The following is a 24,805-nucleotide window of genomic DNA, read 5'->3' as shown; positions in this document are numbered from 1 at the left end:
CTAACTCCTCTCTCAATCAATTATTTTAATATTGGTTTTGTTTTGTTAATTACATTCTCTTTAGTTACAATACACTCTGTAATATTTTTTTTACTAGGTATATCATACATTACGTCAAGTAATATTTCTTCAATTATAGAACGTAATCCTCTTGCTCCTGTTTTTCTTTTAATTGATTCTTTGGCAATTTCTTCCAATGCTGAATTTTCAAATATTAACTTAACATTATCTAATTCAAATAAGTATTCATATTGCTTTAATACCGAATTTTTAGGTTCTTTTAATACCCTTATTAAATCTTTCTCATCGAGTTCTTCTAAATAACAAATGACAGGTATTCTACCTATAAATTCCGGTATAATTCCAAATTTTACCAAATCTTCATGTTTTACTTTTGAAATAATATCTTCTTCGTCATTAAGCTCATCACTCTTAGTAAAACCAATAATTTTTTCTCCTAAACGACGTTTTATTATTTCTTCAATTCCTGAAAATGCTCCACCGATAATAAATAAAATATCTTTTGTATTTATTTTTATCATTTCTTCTCCGGGGTGCTTTCTTCCTCCTTGTGGCGGCACACTTGCAACCGTTCCTTCCAAGATTTTTAACAATGCTTGTTGAACACCTTCACCGGATACATCACGTGTTATTGAAACATTTTCACCTTTCTTAGCAATTTTATCAATTTCATCAATATAGATAATTCCTCTTTCAGCTCTCTCTATATCATAATTGGCATTTTGAATAAGACGAAGTAAAATATTTTCAACGTCCTCTCCTACATACCCGGCCTCTGTTAAAGTTGTTGCATCGGAAATAGCAAAAGGAACATCTAACATTTTAGCCAAGGTTTGTGCTATTAAAGTTTTCCCTGAACCTGTACTCCCAATTAAAGCAATATTACTTTTTTGCAACTCAATATCGTTATCATCTTTTTTTGTATTTATTCTCTTGTAATGATTGTAAACAGCAACAGCAACTGATTTTTTTGCTTTATCTTGACTTATTACATAATCATTTAGTTTATTCATTATTTCATGTGGTTTTAATAATTTAAATTCTTTTTTTGTTAAATTATTTCTATACTCTAATTCTTCTTCAATCATATCAGAACATAAATCTACACACTCATCACAAATAAATACATCGTTACCTGCAATCATTTTAAACACTTCATCAGTGCTTTTACCACAAAATGAACAATGTATTTTTTTAGTATCGTGTTTCATTAATTACACCTCACAATCTTGAACTTTATAATTCTTTTATCTATCATCATAATTGTATCACAAAGCTCAAAAAGATACACTACATTATACCATATATCCCCTATATTTTCTAGTAATTTTAGTGCAATCTACAAATATTCATGTATCGTTCTTTCTTTTATTTTATCTATTTTAATTTATAAAAATTTCAGAATTTCTATCATAATATGTATTTTTACGTGAAACGATTTATTCCAAATACCTTGATAGAAACTCTGAAAAATTAATATTATAACTATTTTAAAATAATATAAAAAAACAGCAATTTGTTATTTTATCAAAATTGCAATAATAAATTATTTTCTTAAAAAATAAAGGTGTAGATTTTTGCTCTACACCTTTATTTCTTTACGAAGTCTTAATTATAAAATCCTGATATATCATCAGTTAAATCAATTAAGATATTTTTCATTTGTGAATAGTGTTCAAGAATAACTTTATGAGTTTCACGTCCAATACCTGATTTCTTATATCCGCCGAATGGTGCGTGTTCCGGAATTTGATTATAAGTATTAACCCACATTCTTCCGGTTTCAACACTGCGAGCAATATTTAATGCTCTATTAATATTTTTAGAAAATACTGCTCCAGCCAGTCCATATTCACTGTCATTTGCTTGGTTAATAACTTCCTCATCAGATTTGAATTTAATAATTACCGAAACCGGACCAAATACCTCTTCTTGAGCGATACGGCATCCATTATTTATATTAGTAATTAATGTAGGTTTAACAAATGCTCCCTTGTCACAACCATTTTCCGTATATCTTTCTCCGCCTACAAGAATTTCTCCACCTTCTTTTTTAGCAATTTCAATATAGTTAATAATTTTCTCGGCTTGTTTTTCATCAATTTGGCTTCCCATTTGTGTTTCAGGGTTTAACGGATCCCCTATTATAAGTTTAGTAAATCTTTCTTTTACTTTCGCTACAAACTCATCATAAATACCCTCTTGAACAAATATTCTTGAACCGGCACAGCATACTTGTCCTTGGTTAAATAAGATACCTAATTGAACACCGTCTAATGCTTTTTCCATATCTGCATCATCTAAAATAATATTTGCTGATTTTCCACCCAATTCTAATGTTGCAGGTATCAATTTTTCTGCAGCAGCTAAGGCAATTTTTCTTCCAACTTCTGTTGATCCGGTAAATGCGAGTTTATCTAAACCATTATGATTTTTTAGAAACTCACCTGATTTACTTCCACGCCCTGTAACTACGTTTAACACTCCTTTAGGCAATATATCTTGAATTAGTTCTACAAATGTCAACAAGCTAAGTGAAGTTAAACTTGACGGTTTAATAACGATAGTATTCCCTGCTGCCAAAGCCGGTGCAAGTTTCCATGCTGCCATTAAAAACGGAAAATTCCAAGGTATAATTTGCCCAACAACACCTATAGGCTCTCTTAAAATTAGGCTTAAAAATTTTTCATCTAATACCGTTGCTTGTCCTTCATCAGCTAAAATACATCCCGCAAAATATCTAAAATGTTTTGCACTTAGCGGAACGTCAACACTTAAAGTTTCTCTTATCGGTTTACCATTATCAAGTGATTCTGTTATTGCTAACAGTTCCGTATTTTCATCAATTATATCTGCAATTTTATTTAATAAGGCAGCACGTTCGCTAACTGTTGTTTTTCTCCAAGTTTTGAAGGCTCTTCTTGCAGCCGCTACTGCACTATTTACATCTTCTTCAGTCGCATCTGGGAAGTTCGCTAAATACTCTGAATTAGCCGGGTTATAAGATTTCACAACTAATTTATCTGATGAGTCCACCCATTCCCCATCAATATACATTTTAAAATTTTCTTTTTTTAATTTTTCCATCAGAAAATCTCCTTTTTAATTTTTTTATTATAATAACATAACAATGTATGCGTTTCAATTTTTGTGCTTATAAATTTATTATTCATAAAAAATATAGTTTTATATTTTCTTAAATTTAAAATATAAAAAATTAAAACTAACCTTTTTCTTTTTTAAAATTCTATTCATTTTACTCATAATTATAAATAAATAAAATAAACTTTCTTTTTATTACAATTAATTAAAAAGAAAGTTTATAATTTTTTAACAAATTATTTTATTATACGTGTTCTATCAGTTCTCTCAATAGGTGCTGCCGGAGCTGTAATTTCACCAAACGGCATTTGTGCACGTAATACCATATTGGTCGGAATATCCCATTCTTTAGCTACAGCATCATCAATTAATGGATTATAATGTTGGATATTTGCACCTACTCCAGCTTCTGCCAATGCATTCCATACAGCAAATGATGCAATACCTGTTGATTGTTCAGACCATAATGGAAAATTGTCAGCATATGTTGGAAATTGTTCTTGCAATCCTTTTACTACATCATGATCTTCAAAGAATAAAATTGTTCCGTATGCTGCAGAAAAAGTATCTAATTTATCTTTAGTTGTTTTTTTAGCATCTTCATTAGGTAATATTTTAGATAATTCATTAAATGTTATATTCCATAATTTATCGTGGTTATCACCTAACAACACTACTGCATGTGCAGTTTGCGAATTAAAAGCACTTGGTGAATATTTTATTGCATTTTTTATAATTTCTAACACTTTCTCTTCTGAAATTGGAAGGTTTTTTCCTAATGCGTAATTACTTCTTCTTGTTTGATATAATTTTTCTTGTGTCATATTAAAATCTCCTTTTTATTTTTAAATTTTATCTTGCTTCAAGAGCATTTTTGTTTTATAATTTATATATATGATTATATAGTTGTATAAAAAAAATATCAAGTACGTTTTTTTATTATACTTAGTATCTTTTTTGATAGAATTTCATAATATCAATATAAATTTTAATAAAATTCAGGAGGTAAAATATGAAAAACGAAACTTTATTTGGAATTTGCCCATTTTTTACTACACAAAAGATCCTTGCGGGAAAATGGACTATTTTGATACTTCATATTCTTAGTAATAAAGAAAAAAGATTTAATGAATTACAACGTGAACTTGGAGAAATTACTCAAGCTACCTTAACTAAACAACTTAAACAACTGGAACATGACGGTCTTATTCATCGTGAAGTTTACGCTCAAGTTCCCCCAAAAGTTGAATATAGTTTAACATCAATAGGAAAAAATTTTCAAAAAGTTCTTGATGAATTGGAAAATTGGGGTGCTGATTATATTGAATATTTAAAAACAACAGCTCAAAAATCGTAAGGTAAAACTATGGATACAGCACAAAAAATTAGAAATTATCTACCGTATCTAAGTGAAAAACAACTCGAAATACTTTTTAATATTATTTTATCTTGGCAAAATAATGTAGCCACCATAGAAACTAATGAAAAAATAGTAGAAGAAATTTACTCCAAAACGGTAGAGAAAATAGAAAATCCATTTATTAACTTATCAAACGAAGAATTACTGGAAGAATATGGTCCGTTATTTTACAACTTTAAAGGTGTAAGCTCTCCAAATGATATTGAAATAAATCATCAAAATAGTTATAAAAAAATTTATACAGAAAATTTAACTGATCAAGAAGAGGATATTTCCGGTAATAAATTTACTTCACAGCATAAAAAAAATTCTATCGACGATGATTTTGATCCGTTATTTCCAAATAATAATTTTGATACTCTATCTAAAAATATAAAATCAAAATATGATGATTTGGATTTTTCAACATTAATATCAAAAAAACCGAAGTAACATTTTCTATTACTTCGGTTTCATATTATCCGGAATTTCTTAAACCTGTTGCTATTCCGTTTATTGTTATATGAATTGTATTTATTTGAGAATCAGGAATTTCTCCTTGTCTTGCACGTCTTATAAGTTCTATTTGTACATAATTTAATGTATTAAAATATGGTAATCTATGCTCTAAACTTTGTGTTAAATAGAAATTATCTTCTAAAAAATTACTATGTTTAGAAATTTTTAAAACAACCTCTTTTGTTAAATTCCATTCTTTTAAAATTTCACTATACACTTTTTTTGTTTTTTCATCACTACAAAGATTTGCATATTCTTTTGCAATCCCCATATCTGCTTTTGACATCACCATATCAACATTTGACAATAATGCTTTGAAAAATGGCCATTGTTCGTACAGTTCTTGAAGAAAAGAGAGATTTTTACTATCTTTTTTTATAAAATTAGAGAATGCTGTTCCTACTCCATACCAACCGGGTAACATTATTCTACTTTGCGACCATGAAAATACCCAAGGTATAGCACGAAGTCCACCTATATCCGTAATTTTTTTACGTGATACCGGTCGTGAGCCGATATTTAAACTGGAAATTTCTTTTATTGGAGTAGCCTCAAAGAAATAATTATAAAATTCTTTATTTTCAAAAACTAATTTTCTATATGTTTTATAACTATCTGTAACAATTTCATCCATTACATTTGTAATTTTTCTATATAAACTCTCATCTAATTCTACTTTATCAGAATTCATTCTTTCTATTACTGCCGAGAATAATGTTTCCAAATTATAGTAAGCGGCATCTTTATTGCCGTATTTTGCTCCTATTACTTCACCTTGTTCTGTTAATCGAATTCTATCTTGTAGACTACCTAGCGGTTGTGATACTATCGCATCATAACTGGGACCACCACCACGACCGACAGTTCCTCCACGTCCGTGGAAAAATGTTATTTTTATTCCATGTTTATCGCCTAATAAAGCCAGTTTTTGTTGAGCCTTATATAAAGACCAACCCGAAGATAAATAACCTCCGTCTTTATTACTATCAGAATAACCTAACATTATTTCTTGATAATATTTGTTATCTTTAATCCATTCTTTAACTATATCCAATTTCAAATAATTATCCATTACTTCATATGAATTTTCTAAATCCTCAATAGTTTCAAATAATGGGACAAGTTGAAGCCTTGCAAAATCTTTTCCTACTAATCCAACTTCTTTTAACATGATAGCAAGTTCTAACAAATCCGAAATACTTGTTGTATGTGAAATAATACTTTGCTTAATAATATTATCGCCTAACTTGTCTTTTAAAATTCTTGCAGTTCTAAAAATTTCAAGTTCTTTATTTAACTGTTCTGATTGTTTTGAATTATCCCCGATACTGAGCGGTCTGGGATCTTCAACTAATTGCTTTAATAACACTTTACATTTATCTTTTTCCGGTAAATCGCTGTAATTTTTCACTATATTGGCATTTCTTAATAGTTCATCTACACAAACTTCGTGAACACTGGAATCTTGCCTCATATCAATACTTGCCAAATAAAAGCCGAAAATTTTTACGATATTTAATAATTCTTCAAATTCTCCGGTTATAAATACTTCCCCATTATTTTCCAAAAGAGAATTTTTTATGACTTCTAAATCTTTTTCAAATTCACAGGTTGTTAAATAAATATTTTCTGATTTTATATCGTTTAATAAATAATTTTTTGTATTTAATAGTTTTTCTTTAATGTAAAAAATAGATTTTCTATAAAGTTCTTTTTCCCTATATTCAGAAACATCTGTTGATTTTTCTGAAAGACTTCTCAATTCATCACTTACGTTAATAAATTGAGAAGAGATAGAAAATGTTCTATACAGATTTTCTAATTTTACAACATAATAATCTAATATTACTTCACATTGTTTCATAGCTGAAAGTTTTAATGTTTCTGCAGTTACATAAGGATTTCCGTCACGGTCTCCTCCTATCCACATTCCCATAGTAATTGGTGTTTCATTCATTAAAGAAATATTATTTTCTTTAAGTAAATTTTTATATTCTGTCATTAGGGTAGAAATTGCTTGAATAAAAGAACGATTATAATATTCAAGAACATTAGTTATTTCATTTGATACTTTTAATTTTTTTTCACGAATAGTATCACTTTGTAAAATAATCTCTATATGTTTTTGAAGACTATTTCTCCATTTCGTTTCATTTATGAGCCCTTGCTTAATATCACGGTGTTTTCTAAGCAGTGAATGTATCTCTTCGGTTAAATCCAACATAGACTTTCTTTGAACCTGTGTAGGATGAGCAGTTAAAACGGGAACAACATTTATATTCTCTAATATAGTATTATCCGTTATTTTTTCTATTGCCGTTTTAAGTTTTCCTATATAATTTTCACCGGCATTATTTTTGTAATTTACTTCAAATGCCAAATCTACATCTTCCGCTATATTTATAAGAAGCGGCAATACTGAGAAAAATTTTGCTACTGTATACATTTCCTCTTTTGTTAAATCTTTTACAACAGTATTTAATTCATCATATTTTTTGTTATCCGCCAATTTTTTTAATGTCATAATTTTTTTAAAAGTTTCTTCTGATGTCATTTTTCTAGTGGCTTCCAACAACATTTCAGTCAATAGCTGAATCTCTTCTTGAACAATATTTTCGTTAATACTACTCTCTAATCTCGTACTTTGCATGTAATACTCCTTAGTATTTTTATATGAAATTTAATAGCATATATCCATTATATAGCTTTTTAAAGAAGAAAACAATTTATTTTTTGATATTTCCCAGTTTTTTTCTTAATTTGCAAACTTTTATGACCATTTTTGTCAAAATGTTCTGATTTTAGAAAAAATAACTAATTATTTTATATTTTAACAACAAAAAGTTATACTAAAATAATGACCACCCCTGAAAAGGGGTGGTTTTCTCTTCGGGTATAACCCTTTGTTACTAACACGCACCTCAAGACGCTGGCTTTCACATTTGTTCAAGCCCTATTGTATTTTTACGCCCGCTACCCGTCAAACGGGTTTATCTATTTTTTCTTATTTCCAAATGGATTTGTATATTCTTTTGTTGTCAGTTTATCTATTGCAATATCATGCGCTTCTTGATCTTTGATGTATTTTCTTATTGTACCTTCATTCAAACCTACAGTACTTACATAGTATCCTTCTGCCCAAAACTTTCTATTCCCATACTTATACTTCAGGTTTGCATGCATATCAAATATCATCAGTGAACTTTTTCCTTTCAAATATCCCATAAAACTTGATACACTATATTTTAGTGGTATTGATAACAGCAAATGTATATGATCTGGCATTATATGTCCTTCTATTATTTCCACTCCTTTATACTTACATAACCTTTTTATTATATCTACTATATCTCGTTTGTATTGATTAAATTCTATTTTTCGTCTATACTTAGGGGTAAATACAATATGGTATTTACATATCCACTTTGTATGCGATAAACTATTATGTTTATTTGCCATAATTAAAATCATCCTTTCTTTATTTTAGTGCTTGAACTACTCTTATTTTATCAAGAAAGGATGATTTTTCAATTGTTTAACTCTTTTCTCGCACCCGCATAGCGGGTGGTTTATTGTTTCGGAGACTTCGCCTCCTCAACTGGCTAAAGCCATTAATGAAAAGGATTTAGTCCTGTTATGACAAAACTAAATCCTTCGTATAAACTTTCTAACTGCTTTTTATGATCGGTAGTCATGTAATATAATCAATTTTACATCAGATTATTCTTCTTCATAATTTTCTTCTTTTTCTGCTAATGTAACTGTCGCCACTTTTTGATCATCAACTAAATTGATTACTTTAACCCCTGTTGCTGTACGCCCTAGTGTACTAATTGTTGAAATATCAATTCGAATAATAACACCTTGGTTTGTCATTACCATTAGATCTTCGTTACCTGCAATTGATTTTACCGCAACGATTTTACCTGTTTTCTTCGTAACTTTTGCTACTTTGACACCTTTTCCTCCACGGTTAATTACATTAAATTCCGTTGATTTAGATATTTTACCAATACCATTTTCGGTTACAGTCAAGATTTTTTTCGTTTCATCTACTACTTCCATGCCAATAACATAATCATCTAAACCGAGTGTAATACCTTTCACACCACGACTCACCCGTCCCATGGTACGTACTTTTTCTGCATTAATACGAATTGCTTGCCCATTAGCTGTTACAATCATAATATCTTGTTCATCAGTAATTCGTTGAACATCTATTAGAGAATCACCGTCATCAAGTTTAAGTGCTATTTTCCCTTTTTTAAGAATACTTGCGTAATCACCGAGTTTAGATTTTTTAATAATACCAAACTTAGTAGAGAAAATTAGATTTGTTCCTTCTTCTTGTAAGTCGGAAATGGCAATAATAGAATTAACTTTTTCTTCTTTTTCAATTTCAAGAAGATTTATTATCGGTATTCCTTTTGATTGTCTACTCATTTGATTAACTTCATATCCTTTAAGTGTGTATACCTTACCTTTATCTGTAAAGAATAATATATGATCATGAGTTGAACAACTTAACATATATGCGATATTATCTTCATCATTTGTTGTCATTCCATTAACACCACGTCCACCACGTCCTTGAGATTTATATGTACTAGCTGCTAAACGTTTGATATATTGATTGTGTGATAATGTAATAATTATTTGTTCTTTTTCTATTAAATCTTCATTATCTATCGTATCAACTTGTCCTTCAATTATAACACTACGACGTGAATCTCCATATTTTTCTTTTATTTCGAGTAACTCTGTTTTAACAATTTCACGAACACGATCTTCTTTATTCAAGATATCTTGTAAATCTTTTATTAAATTCATTAATTTACTATACTCATCTTCAATTTTTTCACGTTCTAACCCTGTTAAACGTTGTAGTCGCATATCTAATATAGCTTGTGCTTGAATATCAGATAAATCAAATTGTTTTATTAATCCTGTTTTGGCCTCTTCTGTTGTCTTAGAACCGCGAATTAAACTAATTATTCTGTCGATATTATCAAGGGCAATCCTTAATCCTTCTAAAATATGAGCACGATCTTGTGCTTTTTTGAGATCAAATTTCGTTCTTCTTACTACAACTTCTTTTTGATGTTCTAAATAATAATATAGTGCCTCTTTTAAATTTAATAACTTAGGTACACCGTTTACAAGAGCAATCATATTCACACCAAATGAACTTTGTAGAGGCGTCAATTTATAAAGATTATTTAAAATTACATTACTGTTAACATCTCGGCGTAATTCAATAACAATACGAATTCCTTTCAAACTACTTTCATCACGTAAATCTGTTACACCTTCTATTTTTTTATCACGGGCTAATTCCGCTATTTTTTCTACCAATTTTGCTTTATTTACCTGATAAGGTATTTCTGTAATAACAATACGTTCTTTCCCATTTTTCATCTGCTCAATTGCAGTTTTACCACGCATAATAATTGAACCACGTCCGGTATTATATGCTTTAACTATGCCGCTACGCCCCAGTAAATATGCTCCGGTTGGAAAGTCCGGTCCTTTTATTTTTGTCATTAGTTCCGCTATTGTTATATCAGGATTATCGGACAGTGCCACAATACCGTCAATAACTTCTCCTAAATTATGCGGTGGAATATTTGTAGCCATACCTACTGCGATACCGCTACTTCCATTTACTAATAAGTTAGGTATTTTGGCCGGCAATACTTTTGGTTCTTTTTTGGTACCGTCATAGTTATCTTGCATATCAACAGTATTTTTATTTATATCACGTAACATTTCGGATGCGATTTTACTCATACGTGCTTCTGTATAACGCATTGCAGCAGCACCATCTCCGTCAATAGAACCAAAGTTTCCTTGCCCGTCAACCAGCGGATAACGACTATTAAAATCTTGTGCTAAACGAACGATTGTTCCATATGTTGCAGAATCACCGTGAGGGTGATATTTTGCCATTACTTCCCCTACTACCGCTGCACTTTTTCTATAAGGTTTATCATATGTTAGTCCTAATTCATTAAAGGCATATAATATTCTTCTATGTACAGGTTTTAAACCATCACGTACATCCGGCAATGCACGTGAGACAATAACACTCATTGAGTAATCCAAGAAAGAATTTTCAATTTCTGTTGTTATGTTTCTCAAGGTAATATTATTTTTATTATCTTCCATGTTCTATCCTTTCGTATTAAACATCTAAATTAATAACATTCAACGCATTCTCTTCAATAAACTTACGTCTAGGTTCAACTTTTTCACCCATTAAGACCTCAAACGCCGCATCTGCACGTTGTGCATCATCAATACTTACTTTATACATTAAACGATGTTCCGGATCCATTGTTGTAGCCCATAATTCTTCAGCATTCATTTCTCCAAGACCTTTATATCGTTGAACGGCATATTTTTTATCTTTAGCATATTCTTCAATATGCTCTTTTAATTCCTCCTCTGTATGTGAATAATATTCTTTTTTCCCAACTTTTAAACCATATAATGGCGGTCTTGCAATATAAACATATCCTGCATCAATTAATTCTTTCATGTATCTAAAGAAGAATGTTAATAACAACGTACGAATATGACTTCCGTCAACATCAGCATCAGTCATAATTACAATTTTATGATAACGTAATTTGTCAATATTTAATGTTTCTCCAATTCCCATTCCTACAGCCGTAATTAAAGAACGAATTTCATCACTAGATAATACTTTATCTATTCTTACTTTTTCCACATTTAAAATCTTACCTTTTAATGGTAAAATAGCTTGAAAAGTGCTGTTACGTCCAAGTTTTGCACTTCCTCCTGCAGAATCTCCTTCGACTAGGAATAATTCACATTCGGTTGCATCTTTGCTGGAACAATCAGCTAATTTCCCCGGTAAATTTGTAAATTCTAAAGCATTTTTACGACGTGTTGATTCACGAGCTTTTTTAGCGGCAATTCTTGCACGTGATGCTTGTAATCCTTTTTCGACAATAATTTTTGCAGTTTTAGGATTTTCCAGTAAAAATCTATCTAACTCTTCTGAAAATAATTTATTAGTTATGGTACTCATTTCTGAATTTCCAAGTTTTGTTTTTGTCTGTCCTTCAAACTGTGGATTAGGATGTTTTATGGAAATAATAGCAACAAGACCTTCCCTAACATCATCACCTGTTAATGATTCTTTTTCTTTAATCAGTTTATTTTTCTTTCCATAAGAATTAATAATTCGTGTTAAGGCTGTTTTAAACCCACTTTCATGGGTCCCGCCTTCATGGGTATTAATGTTATTTGCATAACTTAAAACATTGCTGGCGTAACCTGTATTATATTGCATTGAAATTTCAACCTCTTTGCCATCCATTTCTCCTTGAACATAAATTGCCTCATGCAGAGCATCTTTGTTCTCGTTAAGCATTTCAACATATTCCAATAATCCGCCTTCATAACAAAACGATTCTTCTTTTTCTTGCCCTTCTCTTTCATCTTTAAGAATAATCGTAATTCCCTTATTTAAGAATGCAAGTTCACGAATACGCATACGTAAAATATCATATTCATACTCCGTTGTTTCTTGGAAAATTTCTGGATCAGCTTTAAAACGAACTGTTGTCCCTGTTTTATCAGTTACACCGACAACCGTAATATCTTGTACAACTTCCCCACGTTGAAACTTCATCAAATAAATATGACCATCACGATGAACGTACGCCTCCAAGTCGGTAGATAGAGCGTTAACTACACTAGCCCCAACTCCATGAAGTCCTCCGGATACTTTATAACCGCCACCGCCAAATTTACCACCGGCATGTAATACTGTTAAAATTACTTCTAATGCAGGTTTTCCCGTTTGTTCCTGAATATCAATCGGAATACCACGTCCGTTGTCCTCTACTCTTATCCAATTATCTTTTTCAATCGCAACAGTAATCGTATCACAATACCCTGCTAACGCTTCATCAATAGAGTTATCTACTATCTCCCAAACAAGATGGTGTAACCCTTTACTTGATGTTGAACCAATATACATACCGGGTCTTACCCTAACAGCTTCAAGCCCCTCAAGAACTTGAATCTGGTCAGCATTATATTCTTGCATTTCTTTTTTCTCTACCATGATTATTCCTTTCATCTTATTACATTTATCATTTTAACTAAATATAACTTTCTTTACTATAAAATATTATCATTCATCTTTGAATAATTACAAAATATTTTTTTAATAACTTGTTTCACTAACATTACCCTGTTTTATATAAAATACCTTAGATTTTTTTAATAATTCCTCTTTTATCTCAGTTATTGAAGGTGTTGTTATAAAAGTTTGAACATTTTCATTAATTGCATCCAACAACTTTTGCTGACGTGTTTTATCAAGTTCACTTAAAACATCATCTAACAGAAGTACCGGATAAGTTTCTGTTTTCTGTTTCAGATAATCTATTTCTGAAAGTTTTAGCGATAAAACAATACTACGTTGTTGCCCTTGTGAAGCATAGACCTTTGCATCTAAATTATTAATATAGAAAATTAAATCATCATGATGCGGACCTACCTTTGTACTTCCACGCATAATATCATCAAATGATTTTTTCATCATATTTTCAACAATATTTTCTTCAGTAAATCTTTTATCATCAATATTTTCAATGCTAAGTTGTTCTAAAATAGAACTTTTATACCTTATTTCTAATTTCTCCGTACCATTCGAAATATTATTCATATTATCCTTTGCAAGTTTTGCTATATCTCTTACAAAATTAACACGCTCTTTTGTGATATACATAGCAATTTTTACCAATTGAGATGTTAAAGTTTCAAGATACGTTAATGCTAACTCATCTTTCGGATTTTTTCTCATATCTTTTAAATAAGCATTACGCTGTCTTAACAAATGCTGATACATAAGATTATATCTATGATATACTCTTGAGAATTGATAAAATTCTCTATTAATAAATTCTCTTCTTAGCACCGGAGAACCTTTTACAATTTGTAAATCCTCCGGAGAAAATAAAACGACATTAAGTTCACCCACAAAGTCTGTGAGTTTTGTTCTTTTTATTCCTGCTATCTTTGCATTTTTTCCCTTATTGCTTATTCCAAGCATAATATTTATATTTCTATTTCTTTTGTTCAGTACACAAGACATCGCTGTTGCACTTTCTCCAAATTTAATACATTCACTATCACTTTTAGTACGATAACTTTTCCCCAGTGCTAAACAAAAAATAGCCTCTATTAAATTTGTTTTACCATTAGCATTATCACCGACTAAAACATTAAGAGAGGGATGTAACTCCAATCCAAGTGCTTCATAATTTCTAAAATAAAGTAATTTTAATTCTCTAATTTTCATTACTAATTAAAAATTCTTTATTTTTTATCTTTACTATGTCACCTGAATATAGTTTTTTCCCTCTACGCTGTTCTAATTCATTGTTTAAAAATACATCTTCTTCCGAAAGAAAAAACTTTGCCTGTCCTCCGGAATTAATAAAGTCTTCCATTTTTAAAAATTGAGATAAAGTAATATACTCATTATCAATTACTACTTTTTTCACTTTACACCTCCTGTAAAATTTAAAAAAAATATTTTGTATATAAATATATTTTATACTCTTTAATTATATCAAAAAACAATTTTTTTTTCAAGGAAACATGTTATATTAACTTCATTTTTTCTATCTATTTTTCAATTATATCAACCATTTTTTTGATATATTCTTTTAGGTAAATTAACATAAAATTTAAAATGTTTATGATAATATTTTTTTACTAATTCCATCTAAAAAATAGGATTTTAATATACTAATTTATAATTCCAATTTTTTTGTTGAAAACTTTTTCATTTTACATAAACAAGCTAATATTATATAATATGGGTGATTTAAAATTAAGAGTGAGTGATATATATGTATAAAAAAGAAAAACTGGAAAAAATTCTCGAAGAAAAAATAATTACCATGATAGAAACAAGCTATGGTATTACTAACAAAAATTACATCGTTCATACTGAGCAAAATAGTTATTTTTACAGAACACAAAAAGATGATACTAAACTTGTTAATAAAGAAAACGAAAAAGAAGCCATTAAATTATTAAAAAATGAACCGTATTTTCTTAATGTAATTCATTATAATAATAACAACCTTATTACACCATACCAAAAAAATTCTAAAACATTTATCTCGCAAAAAAATTTATCCAACATCATCGAAATAGCAAAGTTGCTTAAGAAGTTTCATTCGAAAAAATTTCAGGCAGAAAATTCTTTCAATATAGTTGATACTTTTTACTCTTATTTCAATCTTATTGATGAATTGGATATTGATAATTTTATTTATTTGGTTGATGAAATAAAAAAGGTTTATAAACCTGACAGATTATGTCATAATGATTTAGTTGAAGGGAATTTTTTATTTACTGAAAATAATCTGTTTTTAATAGATTATGAATATGCCGGGCAAAATGATTATTACTTTGATATTGCCAGTTTCATATCAGAAAATGAACTGGATTATCAGGAAACAATCACTTTCCTCAAAGCATATTTCACAGATAAACAATGTGATTTTAATAAACTAGATATTTTCTTGCGTTTTTGCGATTTATTATGGTACACTTGGGCTACTCTACTTTATGAAAAACGTGGCGAAGAAATTTATCATGAGATTGCCGTAAAGAAATATCAGAGCCTTAAAACTCCTCGAAAAATTATTTATTAAATAAAGATAAAAAGAAACTAACCTAATTGCTAGTTTCTTTTTATCTTTATTATTTAGCTAATGCTGCTTTTGCTTGTTCACAAATGCTTGAAAAAGCTTGAGCATCATGAATAGCTATTTCTGATAACATTTTTCTATTAATATCAATACCTGCAACTTTTAGACCGTTCATTAAACGACTGTATGATAGTCCGTTTAATCTAGCAGCAGCATTGATACGAACGATCCATAATCTTCTGAAATTACGTTTAGTTTGACGACGATCTCTAAACGCATACATTCCAGATTTCATTACTTGTTGTTTTGCTACTTTGAATAATGTATGTTTTGATCCAAAATAACCTTTAGCTAATTTCAAAACTTTTTTACGACGACGACGAGTCACTGTTCCACCTTTTACACGTGGCATATCTAATTCCTCCTTTAGTATAACTTATAAATAAGTATTTACATTATAAATTCTATATTACTTAACTAATAAAGTTCTAATACGTTTGTAATCACCACGAGATACTAATGATGCTTTACGTAAGTGACGTTTTTGTTTAGTAGTTTTTCTTGAAAACCAGTGAGATGTATAAGCACGGCTACGTTTTAACTTACCGTTAGCTGTTTTTTTCACACGTTTTGCTAAACCACGGTGAGATTTCATTTTTGGCATTATCAAATTCCTCCTATATTAAACCTTTATTTCTCTTTTTTTGGTGCTAGAACTAAAAACATACTGCGACCTTCCATTTTAGGTTTTTGTTCGACAGTTGCTATATCGCTAGCTTCGTTAGAAAAGTTTTCTAAAACTTTCTGTCCAATTTCTTTATGGGTGATTGCTCTCCCTTTAAAGCGAATAGAAACTTTTACTTTATCTTCTTTTGCTAAGAATTTTTTAGCATTTTTTAATTTAGTTTCAAAATCGTGTTTTTCTATCGTAGGAGATAAACGTATCTCTTTTGTTGTAACGATTTTCTGTTTCTTACGTGCTTCTTTTTCTTTTTTCTGTTGCTCAAATTTGAATTTACCATAATTCATAATTTTAGCAACCGGTGTTTTTGCATTAGGTGCAACTAAAACGACATCTAAATTCATTCTTTCTGCTATTTGCAATGCCTCTGCTTTAGATTTTACTCCTAATTGTTCTCCGTTTTGACTAATTAAAAGAAACTCTTTCGCTTTAATACCTTCATTTACTTGTGCAGTATCTTTACTAATGACCAGCACCTCCTATTTATAAAATTCATTAAATACTAAAAGCAAATAAAAAGCTGGGTGCAAAACACCCAGCATAAAATTCTACATTTCATCTACATAAACCTGAACAATCAACATTGGCAGGTGAGAAACGGGTGCTTCTACTTTTGTATTCAACATTATCTATTGTACATATTTATTTAATGTTTGTCAATAGAAATATCAAAACTTTTTTATATTCTATATTTCTATCACATTTTTAATTAAATAGTTTCTAATTCATCGTGTAATTCTTGTTCAATGGGTTTACTTAATTCTTGTTCCATTTCTTGCTCTAAATCTTCTTCATATTGAACATCAATGTTGTTATATCTAGGCATACCGGTACCGGCAGGTATCAATTTACCAATAATAACATTTTCTTTAAGTCCCATCAACATGTCGGTTTTACCTTTAACCGCCGCATCTGTAAGAACCCTTGTTGTTTCTTGGAATGACGCTGCTGATAAGAAACTTTCCGTTTCTAAAGATGCTTTTGTTATACCAAGAATAACAGGTTTCGCTGTTGCCATATTTCCACGATGTTTAAGAATTTTTTTATTCTCATCAGTAAACCTATGAATATCTACTAATGAACCCGGTAACAAGTCGGTATCTCCTGCATTGATAACACGCACTTTCCTCAACATTTGTCTTACCATTACTTCAACGTGTTTATCACTAATTTCAACCCCTTGCATACGGTAAACTTTTTGTACCTCTGTCAATAAGTAACTTTGTACAGCTTCCAATCCTGCAATAGAAAGTAATTCTTTGGGTTCAATAGACCCTTCAGTTAATGCTTGACCACGTTTAACCTCATCGTTTTCCTTAACTAACATACGACTTGTACCGTAATCTTGATACTCTCTTTCCTCTCCAATTTCACTTAATACAAATATTCTACGAATATGATTATTATCCACTTCTACTTTTGTTACAGTTCCATCTACCTCTGAAATTAAAGCTTTCCCTTTTGGATTACGTGCTTCGAATAATTCTTGAATACGAGGTAAACCTTGAGTAATATCTGCACCTGCTACCCCTCCGGTATGGAATGTACGCATCGTAAGCTGTGTTCCCGGTTCTCCAATAGACTGAGCAGCTATTGTACCTACTGCTTCTCCTACTTCAACTTTTTCTCCAGTTGCTAAGTTTTTACCATAGCATTTCTCACAAACTCCATGACGACTATTACATGTAAACGCCGAACGAATTACAACACTTTCGATACCGGCTTTTTCTATTTCTTTCGCTGTATCTAACGTGATTAATTCACCATCTTCAACGATGACTTTACCGGTTTCCGGATGAACAACAGTTTCTTTACTGTATCTTCCCTCTAAGCGTTCTTGCAAACTCTCAATTTCATCAGTTCCATTTCTAAGTGCTGCCACTCTTAAACCTCGAGATGTTCCACAATCATTTTCACGAACAATAACATCTTGGGCAACATCAACAAGACGACGTGTCAAATACCCTGAATCAGCAGTTTTTAATGCCGTATCTGCAAGTCCTTTACGTGCCCCATGAGAAGAAATAAAGTATTCCAATACTGTAAGTCCTTCTTTAAATGATGAACGTACCGGCATTTCCATGATTCTACCTGATGGAGATGCCATAAGTCCACGCATACCGGCAAGTTGAGTAAAGTTTGACGCATTACCACGTGCTCCCGAATCACTCATCATATAAATTGGGTTAGTCGCAGGAAGAGAGTCCATAAGTTGATCTTGGATAACATCCTTAGCTTTTGCCCATTGTGCAATAACATTTTGATAACGTTCTTCTTCCGTTAATAAACCACGTCTAAATAGATTAGTGATTTTATCAACATTTTCTTGTGATTCTGCAAGAATATCATATTTATTTGGTAAGACAAACACATCACTTACCCCAACGGTAATACCAGCTCTTGAAGAATACTTAAATCCTAAGTCTTTCATTCTATCCAACATCATAGATGTTTCGGTAATATGGAATCTATTAAAAATTTCTGAAATAATTTTTGACAAGAAACCTTTTTTAAATGGTATTGCGGTTTCTTTTTCTTTAATATAGGCTTTAAGCCCGCCTTCTGATAATTCACTTGTTGCAACAAAGTATTTTTTCGGTGTTGCTACCTCCAAGTTATCTTTAGTTGGTTCATTTAAAAATGGAAAGCCGGCCGGAAGTATATCATTAAAAATAACTTTACCAATTGTTGTAATTAATAATTTTTTATTTTGTTCTTCTGTAAATGTCGGATTATTGAATGATTTTGCTGCAATACCAACACGAGTATGTAAATGAATATACCCGTTTTGATATGCCATTCTTGCTTCGTCAGCATCTTTAAAAATCATACCTTCACCGATTGCTCCCGGTCTTTCTAATGTTAAATAATAGTTACCGAGAACCATGTCTTGAGACGGTGTAACAACAGGTTTTCCATCTTTTGGGTTAAGAATATTTTGTGCAGCCAGCATTAACATACGTGCTTCAGCCTGTGCTTCTTTTGATAGCGGCACGTGAACAGCCATTTGGTCACCGTCAAAGTCAGCATTAAACGCTGTAGTTACAAGTGGATGCAATCTTATCGCACGACCTTCCACTAAAATCGGTTCAAAAGCTTGAATACCTAATCTGTGCAATGTCGGTGCACGGTTAAGTAATACCGGGTGTTCACGAATAATATCTTCCAATATATCCCAAACGTGATCTTCCATTCTTTCAATTTGATTTTTTGCGTTTTTAATATTATTCGCCAATTCACGTTTTACTAATTCTCTCATTACAAACGGTTTAAACAATTCAAGCGCCATTTCTTTCGGTAATCCACATTGATACATTTTCAAATTCGGTCCAACTACGATAACTGAACGACCAGAGTAATCAACACGTTTACCTAGTAAGTTTTGACGGAAGCGTCCATGTTTACCTTTAAGCATATTAGATAACGATTTTAAAGTTCTGTTGCCGGGGCCGGTAACCGGACGACCACGACGACCATTATCTATCAAAGCATCTACTGCTTCTTGTAACATACGTTTTTCGTTTTGAACGATTAAGCCGGGTGCTTTTAATTCTATAAGTTTTTTCAAACGGTTATTACGATTAATAACACGTCGATACAAATCATTTAAATCACTCGTTGCAAAACGTCCACCGTCCAACTGAACCATTGGACGTAATTCAGGAGGTATAACAGGTAAAACGGTCATAATCATCCACTCCGGTTTATTTCCGGAATTTTTAAACGCTTCAAACACTTCTACACGTTTAATAATTTTAACAATTTTTTGTCCTGATTTATAATTACTCTCACTTAATTCTTTAAGTTCATTTTTTAAATCTCTTAATTCTTTTTCAATATCTAACTCTGCCAATAAATCACGGATAGCTTCCGCTCCCATTTTAGCTACAAATGAGTTAGCGCCGAATGTACTACGTGCCTCACGAACTTCACGCTCTGAAACAATTTGTTTTTTCATAAAGTCCGTTTCACCCGGATCAATTACAATATATGAAGCAAAATAGATTACTTCTTCTAATTGTCTGGGACTAAGATCCAATAGCAGACCCATACGGCTTGGTATTCCCTTGAAATACCAAATATGGCTGACCGGAGCTGCTAAATCCAAATGCCCCATTCTTTCTCTACGTACTTTTGATAAAGTAACGTCAACACCACATTTATCACATTTTATATTTTTATATCTTACCCTTTTGTACTTACCGCAAGCACATTCCCAATCTTTTGTTGGTCCGAAAATTCTTTCACAGAACAACCCATCATTTTCCGGTTTTAAAGTTCTATAATTTATCGTTTCCGGTTTTTTAACTTCTCCATAAGACCAACTTCTTATTTTTTCAGGAGAGGCTAAACTAATTTTCATATATGCAAAATTATTTACGTCTATCAAGGAGCATACCTCCTTTATTATTTTGTATAATAGCCTTGAATAGTATTTTGTGATTCATTGTAAAATTTTTATTTTTCATTATCAAAATCTTCTTCGATTTCTTCATCTTCTATATCTTCTACATCATCATATTCATCATTATTTGACAGCAATAAGTCAGCTAGTGATTGATAACCGCTATTTTCATCAACTTCCTCATTTTCTTCGTCTTCAGTATCAATATCTACATCTTCATCAGTTTCTTCATTCTTAACTTCATCTTCTTTTTTTTCATGTAAGTGTCCTAAACCTGTATGAAAATCTATAGTATCGCCTAGGTCTATATCACCCATATCCACTTCATTATCATCATTATCCATTACTCTAAAGTCCATACCTAAGGCTTGAAGTTCTTTCATAAGAACACGGAACGATTCCGGTACTCCGGGACGCGGAATATTCTCACCTTTAACAATAACTTCATAAGTTTTAATACGACCGTTCGTATCATCTGATTTGTAAGTCAAGATTTCTTGAAGTGTATAAGCTGCACCATATGCTTCTAATGCCCATACCTCCATCTCACCAAATCTTTGTCCACCAAATTGTGCTTTACCTCCAAGAGGTTGTTGCGTTACCAATGAATATGGACCAATTGAACGTGCATGAAGTTTATCATCAACCATGTGAGCAAGTTTAATCATATACATAACTCCAACTGAAACACGACTATCAAACGGTTCACCGGTACGCCCGTCATAAAGAACCGTCTTAGCATCTTTTGCCATACCGGCCTCTGCCACAGTTGACCAAACATCATCATCACTAGCACCGTCAAACACCGGTGTCGCTACGTGGATACCGAGTTGTTTAGCCGCCATACCTAAATGAAGTTCTAATACTTGTCCAATGTTCATACGTGACGGTACTCCAAGTGGATTTAACATAACATCAACGGGCGTCCCATCCGGTAAATAAGGCATATCTTCTTCAGGTAAAATATTTGAGATAACCCCTTTATTTCCATGACGACCAGCCATTTTATCACCAACACGAATTTTACGTTTTTGAACAATAAATACTCTAACCAATTCGTTAACGCCATTGGCTAACTCCGCACCATCTTCACGTTTGAAAATTTTAACATCCGCTACTACTCCGTCAGCACCATGTGGCACACGCAATGAAGTATCACGTACTTCTTTAGATTTTGCACCGAAAATTGCGTATAACAGTTTTTCTTCCGGTGTTTGTTCTGTTAACCCTTTAGGTGTTACTTTACCGACAAGAATGTCCCCATCTTTTACTTCCGCACCTATACGGATAATACCGCGTGAATCCAAGTTTTTAAGAGCATTTTCTCCTACATTAGGTATCTCACGTGTGATTTCTTCCGGTCCAAGTTTTGTATCTCTTGCTTCTGTTTCATATTCTTCTAAATGAATAGAAGTATAAACATCATCTTTAACAAGACGTTCGCTCATAATAACAGCATCTTCATAATTGTACCCGTCCCAGTTAACAAATGCTACCACTAAGTTTTTACCTAATGCTAATTCTCCTTTATCCATAGATGGTCCGTCAGCAAGAATATCTTTCGGTTCAACTCTGTCTCCTACTTTAACAATAGGTTTTTGATTATATGATGTACTATGATTAGAACGTACAAATTTATGTACAATATATGTATCTAACTCACCTTTAATTTCATTTCCGTCAAGAATTTCAAGTCGTCGTACCTTTATTTTAGCACCATCCACATATTCAACAATACCACGATATTTAGCTATAACTGCTGCTCCTGAATCACGTGCTGCTAAATGCTCCATACCGGTTCCAACAAACGGTGCTTCAGTTACCATCAAAGGTACCGCTTGACGTTGCATGTTTGCACCCATAAGCGCACGGTTAGAGTCGTCGTTTTCTAAAAATGGAATACAAGCTGTAGCTGCTGATACTACCTGTTTAGGTGATACATCCATGAAGTTCATCATTTGTCTAGGTTTAATCGTATTATCTCCTCTAAAACGACAAACAACTTCATCATCTAAGAAATATCCATTTTCATCTACATTCGAGTTAGATTGTGCAACCACATATTTATCTTCCTGATCTGCTGTTAAATATTGAACATTTTCAGTAACATAAGGTCGCCCTTCATTATCAACTTCTACTTTTCTATATGGAGTCATAATAAAACCATACTCATTAATTCTTGCGAATGAAGATAGTGAGTTAATTAAGCCAATGTTTGGTCCTTCCGGCGTTTCAATCGGGCACATACGCCCATAGTGAGAATAATGGACGTCACGAACTTCCATTCCGGCACGTTCTCTCGTTAAACCACCAGGTCCAAGCGCAGACAATCTACGTTTGTGAGTAAGCTCACTTAACGGATTGGTTTGATCCATAAATTGTGATAATTGAGAACTTCCAAAAAACTCTTTAATAATCGCAGTAACCGGTCTAACATTTATCAACTGTTGCGGTGTAATTTCATTAGTATCTTGAATACTCATTCTTTCTCTAACGACACGCTCCATACGAGAAATACCGACACGAATTTGATTTTGAAGTAATTCACCTATACAACGAAGTCGACGATTACCAAGATGATCAATATCATCAACCCTACCTATTAATTCATACTCAAACGAATCATCATTTCTTCTATTTCTGATTAATAATAAGTAGTAATTAATACTTGCTATAATATCGGCAATAGTTAATGTTAAAATATCTTTATCCGGTGAAGCATTACCTATAACATGTAATACTTGATCTGCTGTCAACTCATCAACATTGTAATCATTTCCAACTTTAACCTGATTCACAATTTTAAATAACTGTAATTTTAAACTGTCACTTCCGTCAAGCGATTCATTCATATCAAATTCTCTTATATTAGCTGTAGTTTCTAATTCCTCATGAATATTATCTAAAATTTCACGAGTCAATTTAATACCTTTTTCTACTAAAATTTCACCTGTTTCAGTATCAACAATCGGCTCTACTAAAATTTGATTTTCTAATCTTTCAGCGACATGAAGTTTATTATTAAGTTTATATCTTCCTACCTTTGCCAAATCATAACGACGCGGATCAAAAAAACGTCCATACAATGTAGATTTAGCTGTTTCAACATTCGCGGGTTCTCCGGGACGAAGTTTATCATAGATTACTTTTAAAGCTGTCCCGACATCCTGATTCTCATCTTTTTCCAATGTATTAAGAAGCTCAGCATCTTCACCGAATAATCTGATGATTTCCTCATCCGAATTAAATCCCAAGGCTCTGATAAGTGTTGTTAGCGGAATTTTTCTTGTTCTATCTATTCTGGCATATGCCAAACCTTTAATATCTTTCTCAAATTCCAACCAAGCTCCTCTGTTAGGAATCACAGTTGTTTTATATGCATTAGGAATATTTTTTACCTTTAATTTATCATCTTCCGTAAAATACACAGAAGGTGATCGAACTAATTGTGAAACGATAACACGTTCTGCACCGTTTATTATGAATGTTCCTGTCTCCGTCATTAGCGGTAGTTCACCCATAAACACTTCTTGTTCTTTAATTTCATCACGTTCTTTATTAATCAAACGAACTCTTACACGTAGTGGTGCTGAATATGTAGCATCACGTTCTTTTGATTCATCAACATTATACTTAGGAGTTCCAAGTTTATAATCAATAAATTCTAAACTTAATTTTTCATTATTACCTTCAATTGGAGAAACATCTCTAAAAACTTCTTTTAAACCGGTTTCTAAAAATTTCTCATAAGATAACGTTTGAATTTCTATTAAGTCTGGTAAATCGATTACTTCTGAAATTCTCGCATAGCTACGTCTTTGTCTGTGCTTACCAAATTTAACTTTTTGCAACTGTGTCACCTCTTAGTATTTCTCTTATAAACTAAAAAGAAAATATTATACATTTTC

Annotated in this window: 17 protein-coding genes and 1 other annotated feature; of the genes, 3 read left to right on the top strand and 14 right to left on the bottom strand. The window is 31.6% G+C overall.

The features are described 5' to 3' along the window. Positions 1-20 precede the first annotated feature (20 nt). From clpX to BQ7358_RS06700, 3 genes are all read right to left on the bottom strand, one after another. Positions 21-1,232, bottom strand: coding sequence for an ATP-dependent Clp protease ATP-binding subunit ClpX (gene clpX / locus BQ7358_RS06710; protein ID WP_062173574.1), 1,212 nt, complete (start codon positions 1,230-1,232; stop codon positions 21-23). 397 nt (positions 1,233-1,629) lie between these two features. Next, positions 1,630-3,108 (bottom strand): aldehyde dehydrogenase family protein, encoded by a 1,479-nt coding sequence (locus BQ7358_RS06705; protein WP_062173576.1) that lies wholly within the window; start codon positions 3,106-3,108, stop codon positions 1,630-1,632. A 251-nt stretch (positions 3,109-3,359) separates the two neighbouring features. Next, positions 3,360-3,947 carry a nitroreductase family protein gene (locus tag BQ7358_RS06700; protein WP_062173578.1) on the bottom strand — a complete coding sequence of 196 codons (588 nt, stop codon included), beginning with the start codon at positions 3,945-3,947 and terminating at the stop codon, positions 3,360-3,362. A 188-nt stretch (positions 3,948-4,135) separates the two neighbouring features. Between BQ7358_RS06700 and BQ7358_RS06695 the strand changes: the two genes are divergently transcribed. Together BQ7358_RS06695 and BQ7358_RS06690 are read left to right on the top strand one after the other, a co-directional pair. Further along, positions 4,136-4,480 carry a winged helix-turn-helix transcriptional regulator gene (locus BQ7358_RS06695; RefSeq protein ID WP_062173579.1) on the top strand — a complete coding sequence of 115 codons (345 nt, stop codon included), beginning with the start codon at positions 4,136-4,138 and terminating at the stop codon, positions 4,478-4,480. Between the two features lie 9 nt (positions 4,481-4,489). Beyond that, positions 4,490-4,975, top strand: coding sequence for a hypothetical protein (locus BQ7358_RS06690; RefSeq protein ID WP_062173580.1), 486 nt, complete (start codon positions 4,490-4,492; stop codon positions 4,973-4,975). A gap of 25 nt (positions 4,976-5,000) precedes the next feature. Here the strand turns inward: BQ7358_RS06690 and ppc are convergent, their stop codons facing one another. The 6 genes from ppc to yaaA all read right to left on the bottom strand — a co-directional run bounded on the left by ppc (position 5,001) and on the right by yaaA (position 14,589). Continuing rightward, positions 5,001-7,691 (bottom strand): phosphoenolpyruvate carboxylase, encoded by a 2,691-nt coding sequence (gene ppc / locus BQ7358_RS06685; protein WP_062173581.1) that lies wholly within the window; start codon positions 7,689-7,691, stop codon positions 5,001-5,003. Between the two features lie 344 nt (positions 7,692-8,035). Next, complete coding sequence (gene tnpA, locus BQ7358_RS06680; protein ID WP_062171958.1) at positions 8,036-8,500, bottom strand: IS200/IS605 family transposase; 465 nt, start codon at positions 8,498-8,500, stop codon at positions 8,036-8,038. 261 nt (positions 8,501-8,761) lie between these two features. Next, positions 8,762-11,209 (bottom strand): DNA gyrase subunit A, encoded by a 2,448-nt coding sequence (gene gyrA, locus BQ7358_RS06675; RefSeq protein ID WP_062173631.1) that lies wholly within the window; start codon positions 11,207-11,209, stop codon positions 8,762-8,764. Positions 11,210-11,225: 16 nt separating this feature from the next. Next, a complete protein-coding gene (gyrB, locus tag BQ7358_RS06670) occupies positions 11,226-13,142 on the bottom strand; it encodes a DNA topoisomerase (ATP-hydrolyzing) subunit B (RefSeq protein WP_062173633.1) in 1,917 nt (638 codons plus the stop codon). A 102-nt stretch (positions 13,143-13,244) separates the two neighbouring features. Further along, entirely contained in the window at positions 13,245-14,384 is a 1,140-nt protein-coding gene (gene recF / locus BQ7358_RS06665) for a DNA replication/repair protein RecF (protein ID WP_062173635.1), read from the bottom strand. Further along, positions 14,374-14,589, bottom strand: a complete 216-nt coding sequence (yaaA, locus tag BQ7358_RS06660; protein ID WP_062173637.1) for a S4 domain-containing protein YaaA — start codon at positions 14,587-14,589, stop codon at positions 14,374-14,376. Before yaaA ends, recF begins: the two co-directional genes overlap by 11 nt. Before the next feature lie 351 nt (positions 14,590-14,940). Between yaaA and BQ7358_RS06655 the strand changes: the two genes are divergently transcribed. Further along, positions 14,941-15,753 carry a phosphotransferase gene (locus BQ7358_RS06655; protein ID WP_062173639.1) on the top strand — a complete coding sequence of 271 codons (813 nt, stop codon included), beginning with the start codon at positions 14,941-14,943 and terminating at the stop codon, positions 15,751-15,753. A gap of 49 nt (positions 15,754-15,802) precedes the next feature. On the opposite strand, the gene rplT is transcribed toward BQ7358_RS06655, so the two are convergent. The 5 genes from rplT to rpoB form a co-directional block, all read right to left on the bottom strand. Beyond that, a complete protein-coding gene (gene rplT, locus BQ7358_RS06650) occupies positions 15,803-16,162 on the bottom strand; it encodes a 50S ribosomal protein L20 (protein ID WP_062173641.1) in 360 nt (119 codons plus the stop codon). Between the two features lie 57 nt (positions 16,163-16,219). Further along, a complete protein-coding gene (gene rpmI / locus BQ7358_RS06645; RefSeq protein WP_004631723.1) occupies positions 16,220-16,414 on the bottom strand; it encodes a 50S ribosomal protein L35 in 195 nt (64 codons plus the stop codon). A gap of 26 nt (positions 16,415-16,440) precedes the next feature. Further along, a complete protein-coding gene (gene infC, locus BQ7358_RS06640) occupies positions 16,441-16,968 on the bottom strand; it encodes a translation initiation factor IF-3 (protein ID WP_021752744.1) in 528 nt (175 codons plus the stop codon). A gap of 30 nt (positions 16,969-16,998) precedes the next feature. Continuing rightward, positions 16,999-17,111 (bottom strand) — a sequence feature (ribosomal protein L20 leader region). 90 nt (positions 17,112-17,201) lie between these two features. Continuing rightward, positions 17,202-20,882 carry a DNA-directed RNA polymerase subunit beta' gene (gene rpoC / locus BQ7358_RS06635; RefSeq protein WP_062173643.1) on the bottom strand — a complete coding sequence of 1,227 codons (3,681 nt, stop codon included), beginning with the start codon at positions 20,880-20,882 and terminating at the stop codon, positions 17,202-17,204. A 68-nt stretch (positions 20,883-20,950) separates the two neighbouring features. Next, complete coding sequence (gene rpoB, locus BQ7358_RS06630; RefSeq protein ID WP_072520391.1) at positions 20,951-24,748, bottom strand: DNA-directed RNA polymerase subunit beta; 3,798 nt, start codon at positions 24,746-24,748, stop codon at positions 20,951-20,953. Between the last annotated feature and the right edge of the window lie 57 nt (positions 24,749-24,805).

This window comes from Gemella massiliensis (assembly GCF_900120125.1).
In the GTDB taxonomy this organism is placed as follows: domain Bacteria; phylum Bacillota; class Bacilli; order Staphylococcales; family Gemellaceae; genus Gemella; species Gemella massiliensis.
Note: the sequence above shows the minus strand (reverse complement) of the source record. Positions and strands in the feature narration are given on the sequence as shown.